Below are 16,564 nucleotides of genomic sequence, written 5' to 3'. Positions count from 1 at the left end.
CCCCCCCCCCCCCCCCCCCCCCCCCCCCCCCCCCCCCCCCCCCCCCGCGGCCGACCCGTTGACCACAGACCGAAACGTGTTCTAGTTTTGGGGCGTGAGCCAGTACGCAAAGTCGACGGCAAGCACCTACGAGCTGCCTCATTTGGACGCGCTCGAGGCCGAGTCGGCGCACATATTCCGTGAAGTGGCAGCCACCTTCGAACGTCCGGTGCTGCTGTTCTCCGGCGGCAAGGATTCGGTGGTGATGCTGCACCTGGCGGCCAAGGCCTTCTGGCCCGCGCCGCTGCCGTTCCCGGTGCTGCACATCGACACCGGGCACAACTTCGACGAGGTCATCGAGTTCCGTGACCGCACCGTCGAGCGCCTCGGGCTGCGACTGATCGTCGGCAGCGTGCAGGACGACATCGACGCGGGCCGGGTCGTGGAGGACGCCGGCCCGCGCGCTTCGCGCAATCGGCTACAGACCAGCACGCTGCTGCGCAGCATCCGGGAGGGCGGCTTCGACGCGGTCTTCGGCGGCGCCCGCCGCGACGAGGAGAAGGCCCGCGCCAAGGAGCGGGTCTTCAGCTTCCGCGACGAATACGGGCAGTGGGACCCGCGCGCCCAGCGCCCCGAACTGTGGAATCTGTACAACGGCAGGCACCGCCCCGGCGAGCACATCCGGGTCTTCCCGCTCTCCAACTGGACCGAACTGGATATCTGGAGCTACATCGTGGCCGAGGAGATCGAGCTTCCCCCGCTGTACTACGCGCATCGCCGCCCCGTCGTGCAGCGCGACGGAATGCTGTTGGCGCACACCAGGTTCCTGCGGTTGCTCGACGGCGAACGGCCCTACGAGGCGACCGTGCGCTTCCGCACCGTCGGCGACGCGACCTGCACCGGATGCGTGGATTCCACCGCCGCCACCCCCGCCGAGGTGGTCGCCGAGGTCGCCGCCGCCCGCGTCACCGAACGCGGCGCCACCCGTGCCGACGACCGCATCTCCGAGGCGGGCATGGAAGATCGCAAACGAGAAGGGTACTTCTGATGGCCACCACCCTGCTGCGCCTCGCCACCGCGGGCAGCGTCGACGACGGCAAGTCGACCCTGATCGGCCGTCTGCTCTACGACTCCAAGACGATCTTCACCGATCAGCTCGCCGCCGTGGAGCGCACCAGCCGCGACCGCGGCGACGACTACCCGGATCTCGCGCTGCTCACCGACGGACTGCGCGCGGAGCGTGAGCAGGGCATCACCATCGACGTGGCGCACCGGTATTTCGCCACGCCGCGGCGCAAGTTCATCATCGCCGACACCCCGGGGCACATCCAGTACACCCGCAACATGGTGACCGGCGCGTCCACCGCCGACGTCGCGCTCATCCTGGTCGACGCGCGCAAGGGCGTGGTGGAGCAGACCCGCCGCCATGCCTTCCTCGCCAGCCTGCTCGGCATTCCGCACCTGGTGCTGTGCGTCAACAAGATGGATCTGGTCGGCTGGTCCCAGCAGCGGTTCACCGAGATCCGCGAGGAGTTCGCCGGATTCGCCACCAAGCTCGAGGTCGCCGATCTGTCCTTCATCCCGGTCTCGGCGCTCCAGGGCGACAACATCGTGCACCACGGCGCCAGCATGCCCTGGTACGAGGGCACGCCCCTGCTGCACCACTTGGAGGAGCTGCACATCGCCTCCGACCGCAACCTGATCGACGCGCGCTTCCCCGTGCAGTACGTGACCCGCAGGCACGGGCAGGATTTCCGCGGTTACGCGGGCACCGTGGCGGGCGGGGTGTTCAAGCCGGGCGACGAAGTGGCTGTGCTGCCTTCGGGTTTCACCACCACGGTGGCCGCGATCTGGGGGCCCGGCGGCATCCCGGTGGCCGAAGCCTTTCCGCCGCAGGCGATCACGATGCAGCTCGCCGACGAGATCGACATCTCGCGCGGCGACCTGATCTGCCGTCCGGCCAACCGCCCGCAAGTGGGCCGCGACATCGACGCCATGGTGTGTTGGTTCGCCGAGGACTCCGCGCTGACACCGGGCGCCACGTACACGGTGCGCCACACCACCCGCGCCGCGACCGCGGAGGTCCGCAGCCTCGACTACCGGCTCGACGTGAACACCCTGCATCGCGACGAACACGCGGAATCGTTGTCGCTCAACGAGATCGGGCGCATCCAGCTGCGCACCCGTCAGCCGCTGCTTTTCGACCCCTACCGCCGCAATCGTTCGACCGGCAGCTTCGTCCTGGTCGACGAGGCGACGAACAACACCGTCGCCGCGGGCATGATCACCGGCCCGACGCTGCCCTCGGTTCGGGTGGTCTGGCACTCGACCGCGGTCGGTCGCGAGGAGCGCGCCACCCGCGGCGCGACGGTCTGGCTCACGGGCCTGTCCGGTTCCGGGAAGTCCACGGTCGCCGTCGAAGTGGAGCGGCGGCTGGTGGCGTCGGGGCGTCCCGCGTTCCTGCTGGACGGCGACAACCTGCGCCACGGCTTGAACGCCGATCTCGGTTTCTCCGCCGAGGACCGGGCCGAGAACATCCGCCGCGTCGGTGAGGTGGCCCGGTTGTTCGCCGAAGCCGGTGTGGTGGCGGTCGTTTCGCTGATCAGCCCGTACCGCGCCGACCGCGAGCGGGTGCGCGCCGCGCACGAAGCGGCCGGACTCCCGTTCGTCGAGGTGTTCGTCGACACGCCGCTGGAGATCTGCGAGGCGCGCGATCCGAAGGGCATGTACGCCAAGGCCAGGGCGGGTGAGATCCGCGGCTTCACCGGCATCGACGATCCGTACGAAACGCCCGCCGCACCGGATCTGGCGCTGCGCCCCGCCGACGGCGACCCGGCCGCCATGGCCGCGACCATTCTGACCCTGCTGGACACCCTGGATTGATTCATACCATGCTCACCGATGCCCGCCTGGCCGCCGACCTGGCCGAACGCGCCGGAACCCTGCTGCGCGCCCTGCGCGACGAGGTATCCCCCGGCGGCCCGCCGCCACCCGATCTCGGGGCGCGCGGCGACACGCTGTCCAATGACTTCCTGCTCGCCGAGCTCGCCGCGGCCCGGCCGGGGGACGCGGTGCTCTCCGAGGAATCCGCGGACGACCCGGCCCGACTCACCGCCGACCGGGTATGGATCATCGATCCGCTCGACGGCACCCGCGAGTACGCCATGCCAGGCCGCTCGGACTGGGCCGTGCACGTCGCGCTGTGGGAGCGCGGCCGCGGCATCACCGCCGCGGCCGTGGCGCAGCCGGCGCTGGGCCGGGTGCACGTCAGCGACGCGCCGTGCCCCGCCGCCGACCCCGGGAAGCCGCGACTCCTGGTGAGCGACTCGCGGCCGCCCGTCTGGGCGCGCGACGTCGCCGACGCTGTCGGCGCGCGATTGGTGCCGATGGGCTCGGCGGGCGCCAAGGCGATGGCGGTGGTGCGCGGCGAGGCCGACGGCTACCTGCACGCGGGCGGACAATACGAGTGGGATTCGGCCGCGCCCGTCGGCGTCGCGCTGGCGGCCGGCCTGCACGCCTCCCGGGTGGACGGCAGCCCGCTGGAGTACAACCGTCCGCACCCCTACCTACCCGACCTGCTGATCTGCCGGACGGCGTGGCGAACACCGCTGCTCGAGGCGGTCGCGGCCGCCTCGAGCCGATCGCGGTAGCCGACCCCTCACCTTTCGCGACACATCGGTAGTAACGTATCAAATACCCGGGGCCGAGACGGCGCTCCGGAAGTGATGTTCGCGAGAGGATGACCGTGCGCTCGAACCTGATCTCCCGTAGGGATCTCGACTTCCTGCTGTACGAATGGCTGCGGGTCGAGGACTTGGCCGCGTTCCCCCGTTTCGCGGAGCATTCCAGGGAGACCTTCGACGGCTTCCTCGATCTCTGCGAAGACATCGCCACCCGGCATTTCGCGCCGCACAACAAGCGCAACGACAGCAACGAGCCGACCTTCGACGGCGAGCGGGTGACGATCATCCCCGAGGTGAAGGCGGCCGTCGAGGCGTTCACCAAGGCGAACCTGGTCGGGGCGGGCATGGACGAGGGGATCGGCGGCCTGCAACTGCCCGCCACCGTGGAGGCCGCCGGGTTCAGCTGGTTCCAGGCCGCCAACGTCGGTACCTCCGGCTACCTGTTCCTGACCATCGGCAACGCCAATCTCCTCGCCGAGCACGGGACTCAGGACCAGATCGACCGTTTCGTCCGGCCCATGGTCGAGGGCAGGTTCACCGGAACCATGTGCCTGTCGGAGCCGCAGGCCGGGTCGTCGCTGGCCGACATCGTCACCCGCGCCGAACCGCAGGCCGACGGCACCTATCGTCTGTTCGGCTCGAAGATGTGGATCTCCGGCGGCGATCACGAGCTCACCGAGAACATCGTGCACCTGGTGCTGGCCAAGATCCCCGGCGGTCCGGCGGGCACCAAGGGCATCTCGCTGTTCGTCGTCCCGAAGTTCCTGGTGGGCGCGGACGGCACGCTCGGCGAGCGCAACGACGTGGTGCTGGCGGGCCTCAACCACAAGATGGGCTACCGCGGCACGACCAACACGGTGCTCAACTTCGGCGAAGGCAGGCACACCCCGGACGGCGCGCCCGGCGCGGTGGGCTACCTGGTCGGCGAACCGCATCGCGGCCTTTCCTACATGTTCCACATGATGAACGAGGCGCGGCTCGGCGTCGGCCTCGGCGCCACCGCGCTGGGATACACCGGCTACCTCAAGTCCGTGGAGTACGCCAGGCAGCGGCACCAGGGCCGCGCGGTGACCACCAAAGACGCCGCCGCGCCACAGGTCCCGATCGTCGAGCACGCCGACGTGCGGCGAATGCTGTTGGCGCAGAAGGCCTATGTCGAAGGCGCGCTGGCCCTGCTGCTCTACTGCAACCGGCTGGTCGACCTGCGCCGCACCGCCGCCGACGAGCAGGCCGCCCGCGAACACACACTGCTGCTGGAGATCCTGACCGGCGTCGCCAAGAGCTGGCCCTCGCAGTGGTGCCTGGAGGCGAACAGCCTCGCCATCCAGGTGCACGGCGGCTACGGCTACACCCGCGAGTACGACGTGGAACAGCACTACCGCGACAACCGCCTCAACCCGATCCACGAGGGCACGCACGGCATCCAGGGCCTGGATCTGCTGGGCCGCAAGGTGATCCAGCACGAGGGCGCCTCGCTGCGACTGCTCGGTGCGCGGATCGCGGCGACCGTCGAAGCGGCCACCGCACAGGGCGGCGACGCGGAGGAATTCGCGGTGGAGCTCGACTCGGCCTGGCAGCGCCTGCTGCTCGTCACCGCAGGCATGTTCGCGGCGGGCGATCCGGCCGCCGCGATGGCGAACTCGTCCATCTACCTGGAGGCGTTCGGTCACATCGTGGTCGCGTGGATCTGGCTGGAGCAGATGGTGGCCGCCGCCGACCACGAGGGCGACTTCTACGAGGGCAAGCGCGCCGCGGCACGCTACTTCTTCCGTTACGAGCTGCCCAAGACCGGGCCGCAGCTCGACCTGCTCGCCGCCATGGACCGCACCACGCTCGAGATGCGCGACGACTGGTTCTGAGCACGATCGGCATCGATCATTCGAATCTGCGTGATCGAAACCCGAGCCCGGGAAACAGGGTGGCGCAATAGCCGTTAGCCACCCTGTTTCCCCAGGTCGGCGCCGGTTACCACTGGCGAAGAAACATCCCTTGATTCGCACGGCGCGCGAGCTGGATTTCCCGCGCCCATTCCCCGTCTATCGTCGCTGTTCGTGCAGGTCAGCGAAAGAGAGGCGGAACAGATGGGTGCGGAACCGGCCCCCGTGCGGCAGCTGCGCGCCGATCAGGCGCGCCGGGTTGCCGACGTGCTGCGCCACCAGATCCACGCGGGCGCGTTCGACGAGATCTTGCCGACCGAACAGCAGCTGGTCGCCGAGCACTCCGCCTCGCGCAACACCGTGCGCGAGGCGCTGGCCCTGCTCAAGGACGAGGGCCTGATCGACCGCGCGCCCAAGGTCGGCACCCGGGTGGCGACCCGCAAATACGACCACGGCCTCGACGCGCTGCTCGGGCTCCAGGAAACCCTCAAGGGCCACGGCACCGTTCGCAACGAGGTGCGCACCGCGCAGCACATCACCGCGCCGCCCGCGGTGGCCCGCAGGCTCGGGCTCGAACCCGGGCAGCGAGTCGTCTACCTGGAGCGGCTGCGCTATCTGGCGGACCTGCCGCTGAGCCTCGACCTGACCTATCTGGTCCCCGACATCGGCGCCGAGGTGCTCGCCAACGACCTCGAGAACACCGACATCTTCGTGCTGCTGGAGAAGATCAGCGGCCGCTCCCTCGGCCGCGCCGATCTGGCGCTGGAGGCGATCGCCGCCGACCCGCACACCGCATCCACTCTCGACACCCCCGACGGCGCCCCGCTGCTGATGCTCGAGCGACTGACCCGTCTCGACGACGGCAGACCGGTCGACCTCGAGTACATCCGCATGCGCGGCGATCGAATCACCATGCGCGGCAGCCTGTCCCGCGGCGCACCCGAATGGAAGGTCCTGTAGATGGCACTCGCGAATCAGCGCGCCGACATCCCGGTCACGATCGATGAATCGCTGTGCATCCAGGGCTGCACGCTGTGCGTGGAGATCTGCCCCCTCGACTCCCTGGCCATCAATCCCGACAACGGGAAGGCCTACATGCACGTGGACGAGTGCTGGTACTGCGGACCGTGCGCGGCCCGCTGCCCCACCGGCGCGGTCACCGTCAACATGCCCTATCTGCTCCGCTGATCTGGAAGTCTCATGAAAGCACGTCTCGTTCCCGTCCTGCTCGCCGCCGCACTTGCCGTCGCGGGCTGCTCGCTCGAAAGCTCCGACGAAGCCCCCGCGGGCACGGTCGAGGTCGTCGTCGGCTACCAGTCCAAGACCATCAACACCGTCACCGCGGGCACGCTGCTGCGCGCCCAGGGGTATCTGGAGCAGCGGTTGCGCCAGATCACCGACAACGGCGGCGCCGAGTACCAGGTGGAGTGGCAGGACTACGACACCGGCGCACCGATCACCGCGCAGATGGTGGCCGAGAAGATCGATATCGGCTCGATGGGCGACTATCCGTTGCTGATCAACGGGTCTCGCACGCAGGCCAACGAGCGGGCGAAGACCGCGCTGGTCTCGGTCACCGGGTACAACCCCAAGGGCGCGCTCAACATGGTTGTGGTGCCGAACGATTCGACCGCGAGCGGGATCACCGACCTGGCCGGCCAGAAGATCTCGGCCAGCGTCGGCTCGGCGGGCCACGGCACGCTCGTGCAGGCCCTGTCGCGGGCGGGCATCGACCCGGCCAAGGGCGTCGAGGTGCTCAACCAGCAGCCGCAGGTCGGCGCGACCACGCTGGAGTCGCACCAGGTGGGCGCGCTGTCCCAGTTCGTCGCCTGGCCCGGCCTGCTCGTCTTCCAGAACAAGGCCAAGCTGCTCTACGACGGCGCCGAGCTGAACGTGCCCACCTTCCACGGCGTCGTCGCGCGCCGCTCCTACACCGCCGACCATCCCGAGGTGCTGCAAGCCTTCCTCGCCGCGCAACTCGACGCGACGAAGTTCCTCACCGAGCGCCCCTTCGAGGCCGCCAAGATCGTCGCGGACGGTTCCGGCCTGCCGCAGGAAGTGGTGTACCTCTACAACGGCCCCGGCGGCACCCGTTTCGACACGACGCTCAAGCCGAGCCTGATCTCGGCGCTGAAAGGCGATGTGCCGTACCTGAAGTCGATCGGCGACTTCGCCGACCTGGACATCGACCGCTTCGTCGACGACGCGGCGCTGCGCAAGGCCTTCGCCGAAACCGGGCAGGGCGACTACGACCGGGCGCTGGCCGCCACCGCCAACCCGAGCTCGATCACCGGCGCCGACCCGGTCTGCGGCATCGCGGTCAGCGATCCGGCGCTGGCCGGTGAGGTGTGGGTGGACGGCGCCGACCGCCCGCAGCCCGCGGCCGACCCCACCTGCCTGCTGCGCGCCGTGCAGGCCGCCAAGGCCCAGGGCAAGGTGATCCGCGCGGTCTACGTGCCCGACGCCGAACTCGGCACCCGCTGGTTCGCCGACAAGGCGGTGTGGCTGCGCGACGGCGCGAAGTACCTGCCGTTCACCACGCAGGCCGCCGCGCAGCGCTACCGGCAGAACCACCCCGCCGCCACGTCGGTCTCCTACGACCAGGCGGTCACGGAAGTACGCGGATGAGCGAACGAAGTGAGCGAGTCATGTGCCAGCGCGCCTCGCGCATGCCGGTGCCGAGCGCCAGCGAGGCGCAGGCATGAGCGCCGTGGCCGTCGCGGGCGACGCGGTCACCGAGCCGGAGACCGCAAAGGGCCGAACCACTTCCGAGTGGCGGTCACGGGCCGTCCGGATCGTCTCGGTGCTCGCGGCCGTCGGGCTCTGGCAGCTGCTCACCGTCAACGACGTGCGAGCCGGACTGCGCTTCGACTCGCTGCCGACGGTGACCGAGATCGTGGCGGAGTTCGGCGAGCATCTCGGCAAGGACCAGTACTACCTGGACATCGCGCAGTCGCTGATCCGCATCGTCACCGGCTTCGGGCTGGCCGCGGTGGTCGGCGTGCTCGCGGGCATCGGGCTCGGCCGCTCCCGGTTGCTCGCCGACGTCTTCGGCCCGCTCACCGAGCTGGTCCGCCCGATCCCCGCCATCGCGCTGGTGCCTGTCGCGATCCTGCTGTTCCCCAGCGACGAATCCGGCATCGTCTTCATCACCTTCACCGCGTCGCTGTTCCCGGTCCTGGTGAGCACCAGGCACGCGGTGCGTGCGCTGCCGACCATCTGGGAGGACGCGGTGCGCACGCTCGGCGCGTCGCGCCGAGATGTGCTGGTGCGCGTGGTGTTTCCCGGCATCCTGCCCGGCGTGTTCAGCGGGCTGTCGGTCGGAGTTGGCGTGGCCTGGATCTGCCTCATCTCCGCGGAGATGATCTCCGGGCGGCTCGGCGTCGGCTACCGCACCTGGCAGGCCTACACCATCGTCGACTATCCAGCGGTCTTCGTCGGCATGATCACCATCGGCGTGCTCGGCTTCGCCACCTCCGGGCTGGTCGAGCTGGCCGGTCGCCGGATCACCCGCTGGCTGCCCAGGGAGGTTGCGGAATGACCACCACCACAACGGCGCCCGCCGCACCCGTCACTTCGGGGATGCGGCTGACCCTGGACGGCGTGCGGATCGCCTACGGCGCACGCACCGTCGTCGACGGCCTCGACCTGGACATCGCCGCGGGCGAAATCCTCGTCGTGGTCGGCAAATCCGGCTGCGGCAAGTCCACCCTGCTGCGCGCCATCGCCGGTCTGCGCAGCCCCGACGCCGGGGTGGTGCGCGCCGACGGCGCCACGGTCACCGGACCGTCGGCCGATCGCGCGCTGGTGTTCCAGGACGACGCGCTGCTGCCATGGCGCACCGCGCGCCAGAACATCGAACTGGCGCTGCATCTGCGCGGCACACCGCGCGCCGAACGCAAGTCCGTCGCGCGACGCTGGGTCGCCGAGGTCGGTCTCACCGGCTACGCCGACTACCTGCCGCGCGACCTGTCCGGCGGCATGCGGCAGCGAGTCCAATTGGCGCGCAGCCTCGCCGGAGCGCCGCGGGCCGTGCTGATGGACGAGCCGTTCGGCGCGCTGGACACCCAGACCAGGGCCACCATGCAGCGGTTGCTGATCGACACCTGGCGCGCCCACCCCACCACCATCGTCTTCGTCACCCACGACCTCGACGAGGCCCTGCTGCTCGGCGATCGCATCGCCGTGCTCGGCAGGCACGACGAACACTCCGCCGCCCTGCGCGCCGTCGTCGAGGTGCCCGCACCGCGACAGCCGGTCGACCGGCAGGCGGTGCGGGACGAGATCCTGGAGAAACTGTGAACATTCCCGAGCTATCCGAACGGATCCGGCTCGACTGCGATGTCCTGGTCATCGGCGGCGGCACCGCGGGCACCATGGCCGCGCTCACCGCCGCCGAACACGGCGCGAACGTGCTGCTGCTGGAGAAGGCCCACGTGCGCCACTCCGGTGCGCTGGCCATGGGCATGGACGGCGTCAACAACGCGGTCATCCCCGGCAAGGCGACACCGGAGGACTACGTCGCCGAAATCACCAGGGCCAACGACGGAATCGTCGACCAGCGCACCGTCTATCAGACCGCGACGCGCGGCTTCGCGATGGTGCAGCGGCTGGAGCGCTACGGCGTGAAGTTCGAGAAGGACGAGTACGGCGAGTACGCGGTGCGCCGGGTGCACCGCTCCGGGTCGTACGTGCTGCCGATGCCGGAGGGCAAGGACGTCAAGAAGGCGCTGTATCGCGTGCTGCGCCAGCGCTCGATGCGGGAGAAGATCCGGATCGAGAACCGGCTCATGCCCGTTCGGGTGCTCACCGAGAACGGTCGCGCGGTCGGCGCCGCCGCGTTGCACACGCGTACCGGCGAATTCGTGGCGGTCGGCGCGAAAGCGGTGATCCTAGCCACCGGACCTTGCGGACGACTCGGGCTACCCGCCAGCGGCTACCTGTACGGCACCTACGAGAACCCGACCAACGCGGGCGACGGCTACGCGATGGCCTATCACGCCGGTGCGGAACTCTCCGGCATCGAGTGCTTCCAGATCAACCCGCTCATCAAGGATTACAACGGTCCCGCCTGCGCCTACGTCGCCAATCCGTTCGGCGGCTATCAGGTCAACGCCGAAGGCGAGCGGTTCGTCGACTCCGACTACTGGTCGGGCCAGATGATGGCGGAGGTCAAGCGCGAGATCGAATCCGCGCGCGGCCCCATCTATCTGAAGGTGTCGCACCTGCCCGACGAGACGCTGTCCACGCTCGAAGGCATCCTGCACACCACCGAACGCCCGACCCGCGGCACCTTCCACGCCAACCGCGGCCACGACTACCGCACCCACGACATCGAGATGCACATCTCCGAGATCGGTTTGTGCAGTGGCCATTCCGCCTCGGGCGTGTGGGTGGACGAACACGCGCGCACCACCGTGCCCGGCCTGTACGCCGCGGGCGATCTGGCCTGCGTGCCGCACAACTACATGATCGGCGCGTTCGTCTACGGCGATCTCGCGGGCGCGCACGCCGCCTCCACCCTCGCCGATCTCGAAGCGCCGCAGGACCTTCCCGAGGACCAGCTGTCCGAAGCGCACGAACTCGTCTACCGGCCGCTGCGCCAATCGGACGGGCCGCCGCAGCCCCAGGTCGAATACAAGCTGCGCCGCTTCGTGAACGACTATGTGGCGCCGCCGAAGACGGCCACCAAGCTGTCCATCGCGGTGGAGACGTTCGAGCGGATGCGCACCGAGGTCGACGGCATCGGCGCGCGCACCCCGCACGAGCTGATGCGCGCGGTGGAGGTCTCGTTCATCCGCGATTGCGCCGAGATGGCGGCGCGCAGCTCGCTGACCCGCACCGAATCCCGGTGGGGCCTCTACCACGAGCGCGCCGATCTGCCCGAACGCGACGACAATGCCTGGCGCTATCACCTGAATCTGCGCAAGGACGCGGACGGGGCGATGGAGTTCCTCAAGCGTCCGGTCGCGCCGTATCTCGTGCCGGTGCCCGGACTGGACGACGTGCCGTCGACGGACCCCACCATCGTGGCGGTCGAACAGCCGCGGCTGCGCTCGGGCCGACCTCCGCAGCGCGACGACACGGTGGTCGTCACCGAAGCCGCGGCGCCCGCCGCTCCCCCGTCACCGCGACTCGTCACCCTGCTCGCCTTGGATTCGCCTACGGTGCGGGATCTTTCGAGCTATCTCGTGGATGCCGACGCCGGTGTGCGTGGCGCGGCGATCTCGGTGCTCACCGAGCACACGCCGGACGGTTTCGCGTCCGCGCTCGCGAACGCGCTGGGCGACGCCGCCGCGTCGGTGCGGCGGGTGGCCGCCGAAAGCCTGCGGGAGCTGGTGGAAGTGCTGCCGGACGCGACAGGGCTGCCCGAACACCTCGACTCCGCCGACCCGCTCGTCCGCGCCACCGTCATCGATGTGCTGCGTGCCCTGCGCGCGGGCAGCGCGGCGCAATTCGGTGCGGCGCTGGCCGATCCGGACCACCGGGTGCGCATCGAAGCGGTGCGCGCGCTGGTCTCGCTCGACGACCGCGCCGGGGTCGCCGCGTTGGCGGACGATCCGAACCGAGAGGTGCGGATCGCGGTCTCCAACGGTCTCGCGGCCATCGGCGAGGGCGGGGTGGAGGTCGTGCGGACCCTGTCCGCCGACCGCGACCCGCTGGTCCGCGCGGCCGCACTCACCGCGTTCGCCGCGCTCGGCGCCGGACCGGACGACGGCGCGAATCTGTCCGGTGCACTGCGTGATTCGGCCTGGCAGGTGCGGGTCGGCGCAGCCCGCGGCCTCGCGGGGGCCGCGCCCGAGCCGGCGATCCCCGTGCTCGCCGAGGCGTTGCTCGACCCGCACCTGGACGTCCGCAAGGCCGCGGTGCTCTCGCTCAGCACCTGGCGCACGGACGCATCGGCTCGCGAGGCGCTGAAGCGCGCGATCGACGACACCGACGCGGACGTGCGCGCCTACGCCCGGCGGGCGGTCGACGCGTGATCGCGCACTGTACCCATTGGTCGGGGGTCGCCTCGCCTCGCCTGGGCGCGGCGAACGCAGCCCGCCCTCCGCTCCGCACTCGGCCCTGCGGCGTCCAGCGCGGAACCGCAGGGCGGGCGCGGGCTCCGGCCGCGCCCGTTCCGCCGCCGCGCCGGATAACCATCCGTATGCTCGGAAACCACATTCGAGCGAGAGGAAAGGTCCGATGGCGGATCGGGAAGTGCTGTCCTGGGAGCAGTTCGGCGTCGTGGGACGGGAGCTGGCGACCGAGATCGCGGCCGACGGCTTCCATCCCGACCTGATTCTGTCCATCGCCCGCGGCGGCCTGTTCGTCGCGGGCGCCCTCGGCTACGCGCTGGATGTGAAGAACCTGCACGTGATGAACGTCGAGTTCTATACCGGCGTCGATCAGCGCCTCGACATGCCGGCCATGCTGCCTCCGGTCCCCAAGTCCGTCGACCTCGAGGGCGCGACGGTGCTCGTCGCCGACGATGTCGCCGATACCGGCGCAACGCTGAAGCTGGTCCGCGACTTCTGTTCCGCGCACGTCGCCGAGGTGCGCTGCGCGGTGATCTACCAGAAGCCGCGCTCCGAGGTGGCGTGCGAGTACGTCTGGCGACACACCGACAGGTGGATCAACTTCCCGTGGTCCACCGAGCCGCCCGTGGTGCAGCGGGCCGCGCGCGTACTGGACGCGTAGCCGAACCCGGTGCTCGGGCCGGGCCACGAATGCGATGGTGGACGATGCCCACGGCGGTCACGCCCGTGGACTTGACCTTGTCACTGTGTGAAGGCCTTGACTGGCTGTCGGAGGTGGTTTCCATCAACTCGACACACAGGAATACACAGGACAGGCGACTGCTCGACGCGTTGGCGGCCGGTAACTCGTCGACTCGGCTCGAGGCGGCTCTGGCGGCCGGCACGAATCCCGAGCCCGGTTTCGTCGATGCGCTGATAGAACGGTGCGCGATCGAGCCGGACTTCTTCGTGCGCGACATGCTCACATGGGCGCTTACCCGTCTTCCTTCGGAGATCACGGTTCCGAAGCTGCGCGCGGAGCTCCGTTCCGAGCACGCTCAGGCTCGCAGCCAAGCGTTGCACACGCTGTCCAAGATCGGGGACCCGAGTGTGTGGCCGGCGATCACGCGTTCGTTGCTGCGCGATGCCGACGACGACGTCGCGCGGAGTGCATGGCGCGCTGCCGCGGTTCTCGTGCCCGACGGAGCGAAGGAAGGGCTGGCCGCCGAACTGGCCAGGCAATTCGGGCGCGGCGACCGGGAGGTACGGCTGAGTTTGAGCCGTGCGCTCGTCGCGCTCGGCGATGTGAGCGAGCCGCTCCTTCGGACGGCGATGGCAAGTCACGACCCGATGGTGCGGGCGCATGCGCGCGCCACGGAGCGGCTCCTGCGCGACCCGGATGCCGGATTCGACCTCGCCGTCGATCAGGCGAGACGGGTCGTCGCGCTCGGTCCGGACCGGGAGGAGACAAGCGCGTGCTGATCGGTGAGGTGGCGCGCCGCTCGGGGGTGAGCGCCAGGATGCTCAGGCACTACGACTCCCTCGGGCTGGTACGGCCGACCGGACGAACCGTGGGTGGCTACCGGGAATACGCCCCCGAGGACATCCGGCGGATCTTCCACGTGGAGGGGTTGCGTTCCCTGGGGCTGTCCCTGAGCCAGATCGGGCGCGCTCTCGATGATGCCGAATTCACCCCGGCCGCACTGGTCGGCGACCTCATCCGAAAGACCGAGGAACGACTGCACCGGGAGCAAGAGCTCCTCGAGCGGCTCCGGACGGTCGATGCGGCCGAGCCCTTCGACTGGCAACACGTCCTGCGTATCATCGAGCTCCTGCACGGACTCGGTTCGCAAAGCGCCGCCCGGCGGCAGCAGGCCGTCCTGGCCCCGGCCGAGGATGTCTCGATGCCTGCCGAGCTGCTGGCCGAGGCGCTCCTCACCGAATCCGATCCAAACGTTGCCGGGGCCCTGCGGTGGGCCCTCGCACGGGCCGGCGGTGACGGTGCAGCGCGAGTGGCATCCGGAATGAGGTCAGACGACGTCGACGTCCGGAGGCGCGCGGTCTTGGCGCTGGCCGAGATACCGGGCGACGAGGCGACCGCGGTGCTCACGGACGCGCTCGGGGACGCGGACGCGACGGTCCGCAGACACGCTGCTCTCGCACTGGGTGCGCGTGGCGTGACCCAGGCTGTGCCGGAACTTGTCGGCACGGTGGTCGAGGGCCCGAATGATATCGAGGCGGCCGAGCTTCTGGGAACGTTGGCGTGCGACGAGACGTGGGCAGACCGGATCATGACTGCGCTGATCGACGAGCTGACCGCACATACAGCGGACTCGGCAGTGCGGATACGACTGACCCAGGCACTCGCCGAGATGCCTGGGACCATCGCGCTGGATACCCTGCGGCAACTGGCCCGCGACGATGATCGGGCCGTGGCCCTCCTCGCCTCTGCCCTCGTGGAAACGCTCGAAATACGGCCGGACGACGAACTGGGCAACCCTAGGAAAACGTAGGCGCGAACAACATCCCTGCGGCGACGCCGCGCGCGATGCACAGCCTTGTTACAGGTTGTCGACCCGCAGAGCGGCCACCCTGTCCAGGAGGGCTCGGCGGACGGTGTCGGGGCTCAGTACGCGCAGTGTGGCGCCCAGACCCATCAGATAGGTGACGAGAGAGTCGATGTCGTTGGCGCCGATATCGATGAGGGTGGCGTCGGGGCCGTCGGGGCGGTGGGTTCCGATGGTGGCCGGCACGATTCGCAAGGCTTGCTGGAGTGGCACGGCGAGCCTGATCGTGGCGTAGAGCGGGTAGGTGACCGCGGCGATCGCTTCGGTGACCAGCGTGGCGGGGTCGGGCGGGTTGTCGTGTTCGATGCGATGTCCGGTGAGTTCGGTGTGCAGTACCCGGTCCACTCGGAATGTACGCCATTGCTGTTTGTCGACGTCTTCGGCGAGGAAGTACCAGCGGCGGTTGGCGCGCACCAGACGATAGGGGTCGACGTAGCGGCGGGTGATGCGCTGGTGATGATCGCGGTAGGTCAGCGCGAGGCGTTCGCTCTGTCGGCATGCCGTGGCCAGAGCCCACAGCACGGACGCGTCGGCTTGCGGGGATACCTCGGCCCCGTCGGCGGTGTGGGCGAGGGTGCGGTTCACCGCGTCGAGGTGGCGCGCGAACCGTTCGGGTAGCAGGGTTTGCAGTTTGAACAGCGCCGACAATGCCGAGACGCTGCTGCCGAGCACGCCGCCCGCCGCGGCTTCCCGCAACGCCACGGCCACTGCGAAACCCTCTTCTTCGTCGAGGGCGAGCGCTGGAACCCGTGGTCGACGAGCCAGGCGATAGCCTCCCCACGGGCCGGGATCGGAATCGATGCCGTACCCCAGTTCTCGCAGGCGTGCGATATCGCGGCGTACCGTCCGGTCGGTCACTCCCAGCCGCCTGCTCAATTCCTGACAGGTCCATGCCGGGCGGGAGTCCAGCAGAGCCAATACATGCAGCAACCGCGCGGTAGATCCGATCACAGTCGGTATTCTCGTCCGGATCCAGGACCGGACCTGTCCTGGTCGGACCCTACGGTGTGGACCATGACTGCTGAACAGACAACACAGAACCGTGCCGTCGCCGAACCTCGGCCGATAATCCGTTGGCTCTCAATAGATTTCGACTGCTCAGATCCTGTCGAGTTGGCACAGTTCTACAGCCGTGGACTCGGCCTGCCGGTGCTCTACACCAGCGATGACTTCGTCCTGCTCGGGACCGGAGCCGGCGGGCCGGGGTTGGGTTTCATCCGCATCCTGGACTATCGACGCCCGAGTTGGCCGGAATCGGTGGTGGCCAAGCAGGCCCATCTGGAGTTCGGGGTCGATGATCTGGATTCTGCGCAAGCGTGGATGGGCGAGCTGGGCGCGGTACTGACCGCCTTCCAACCCGACATCAGCCACCGCCGGGTGATGCTCGATCCCGCGGGGCACCCGTTCTGCCTGACCACCCACGGTGTCTGAACCGTAGTATCGAATTCCGTGAGTCG

The 16,564-nt window shown here is 69.4% G+C and carries 14 protein-coding genes and 1 pseudogene; 14 read left to right on the top strand and 1 reads right to left on the bottom strand.

Going from position 1 to position 16,564, the window contains the following annotated elements; all coding sequences use genetic code 11:
* Nucleotides 1-94: 94 nt before the first annotated feature.
* From cysD to ACRWNM_RS21205, 13 genes and pseudogenes are all read left to right on the top strand, one after another.
* The gene (cysD, locus tag ACRWNM_RS21265; protein ID WP_431969797.1) at nt 95-1,027 is read left to right on the top strand and encodes a sulfate adenylyltransferase subunit CysD; all 933 of its coding nucleotides are present in this window, start codon (nt 95-97) and stop codon (nt 1,025-1,027) included.
* On the top strand, nt 1,027-2,862 hold the full coding sequence (gene cysC, locus ACRWNM_RS21260) for an adenylyl-sulfate kinase (RefSeq protein WP_431969796.1): 1,836 nt from the start codon (nt 1,027-1,029) through the stop codon (nt 2,860-2,862). Before cysD ends, cysC begins: the two co-directional genes overlap by 1 nt.
* 8 nt (nt 2,863-2,870) lie before the next feature.
* A pseudogene (locus tag ACRWNM_RS21255) lies at nt 2,871-3,605 on the top strand (3'(2'),5'-bisphosphate nucleotidase CysQ); the annotation flags it as partial.
* A 119-nt stretch (nt 3,606-3,724) separates the two neighbouring features.
* Nucleotides 3,725-5,521 carry an acyl-CoA dehydrogenase gene (locus tag ACRWNM_RS21250; protein ID WP_431969804.1) on the top strand — a complete coding sequence of 599 codons (1,797 nt, stop codon included), beginning with the start codon at nt 3,725-3,727 and terminating at the stop codon, nt 5,519-5,521.
* 222 nt (nt 5,522-5,743) lie between these two features.
* Nucleotides 5,744-6,499, top strand: a complete 756-nt coding sequence (locus tag ACRWNM_RS21245; protein WP_431969795.1) for a GntR family transcriptional regulator — start codon at nt 5,744-5,746, stop codon at nt 6,497-6,499.
* On the top strand, nt 6,500-6,727 hold the full coding sequence (locus tag ACRWNM_RS21240) for a 4Fe-4S dicluster domain-containing protein (protein ID WP_068054481.1): 228 nt from the start codon (nt 6,500-6,502) through the stop codon (nt 6,725-6,727). It begins immediately after the preceding gene.
* A 12-nt stretch (nt 6,728-6,739) separates the two neighbouring features.
* On the top strand, nt 6,740-8,167 hold the full coding sequence (locus tag ACRWNM_RS21235; protein WP_431969794.1) for an ABC transporter substrate-binding protein: 1,428 nt from the start codon (nt 6,740-6,742) through the stop codon (nt 8,165-8,167).
* Between the two features lie 73 nt (nt 8,168-8,240).
* Entirely contained in the window at nt 8,241-9,080 is an 840-nt protein-coding gene (locus tag ACRWNM_RS21230; protein WP_431969793.1) for an ABC transporter permease, read from the top strand.
* On the top strand, nt 9,077-9,841 hold the full coding sequence (locus tag ACRWNM_RS21225; RefSeq protein WP_431969792.1) for an ABC transporter ATP-binding protein: 765 nt from the start codon (nt 9,077-9,079) through the stop codon (nt 9,839-9,841). Before ACRWNM_RS21230 ends, ACRWNM_RS21225 begins: the two co-directional genes overlap by 4 nt.
* Nucleotides 9,838-12,522: a fumarate reductase/succinate dehydrogenase flavoprotein subunit gene (locus tag ACRWNM_RS21220; RefSeq protein WP_431969791.1), complete on the top strand. Its 2,685-nt coding sequence runs from the start codon at nt 9,838-9,840 to the stop codon at nt 12,520-12,522. Before ACRWNM_RS21225 ends, ACRWNM_RS21220 begins: the two co-directional genes overlap by 4 nt.
* A 205-nt stretch (nt 12,523-12,727) precedes the next feature.
* Nucleotides 12,728-13,222, top strand: a complete 495-nt coding sequence (locus ACRWNM_RS21215; protein ID WP_431969790.1) for a phosphoribosyltransferase — start codon at nt 12,728-12,730, stop codon at nt 13,220-13,222.
* A gap of 113 nt (nt 13,223-13,335) precedes the next feature.
* Nucleotides 13,336-14,022: a HEAT repeat domain-containing protein gene (locus ACRWNM_RS21210; protein WP_431969803.1), complete on the top strand. Its 687-nt coding sequence runs from the start codon at nt 13,336-13,338 to the stop codon at nt 14,020-14,022.
* Nucleotides 14,016-15,053 carry a HEAT repeat domain-containing protein gene (locus ACRWNM_RS21205; RefSeq protein ID WP_431969789.1) on the top strand — a complete coding sequence of 346 codons (1,038 nt, stop codon included), beginning with the start codon at nt 14,016-14,018 and terminating at the stop codon, nt 15,051-15,053. The genes ACRWNM_RS21210 and ACRWNM_RS21205 overlap by 7 nt, the downstream gene beginning before the upstream one ends.
* A gap of 48 nt (nt 15,054-15,101) precedes the next feature.
* Here ACRWNM_RS21205 and ACRWNM_RS21200 read toward each other — a convergent pair whose 3' ends face one another.
* Nucleotides 15,102-16,058 (bottom strand): helix-turn-helix transcriptional regulator, encoded by a 957-nt coding sequence (locus ACRWNM_RS21200; RefSeq protein WP_431969788.1) that lies wholly within the window; start codon nt 16,056-16,058, stop codon nt 15,102-15,104.
* On the opposite strand from ACRWNM_RS21200, the gene ACRWNM_RS21195 reads away from it, so the two are divergent.
* A complete protein-coding gene (locus tag ACRWNM_RS21195) occupies nt 16,029-16,538 on the top strand; it encodes a VOC family protein (protein ID WP_431969787.1) in 510 nt (169 codons plus the stop codon). The genes ACRWNM_RS21200 and ACRWNM_RS21195 overlap by 30 nt on opposite strands.
* The last annotated feature ends 26 nt before the right edge of the window (nt 16,539-16,564 follow it).

Source organism: Nocardia sp. bgisy134, assembly GCF_965341865.1.
Taxonomy (GTDB): Bacteria; Actinomycetota; Actinomycetes; order Mycobacteriales; family Mycobacteriaceae; genus Nocardia.
Note: the sequence above shows the minus strand (reverse complement) of the source record. Positions and strands in the feature narration are given on the sequence as shown.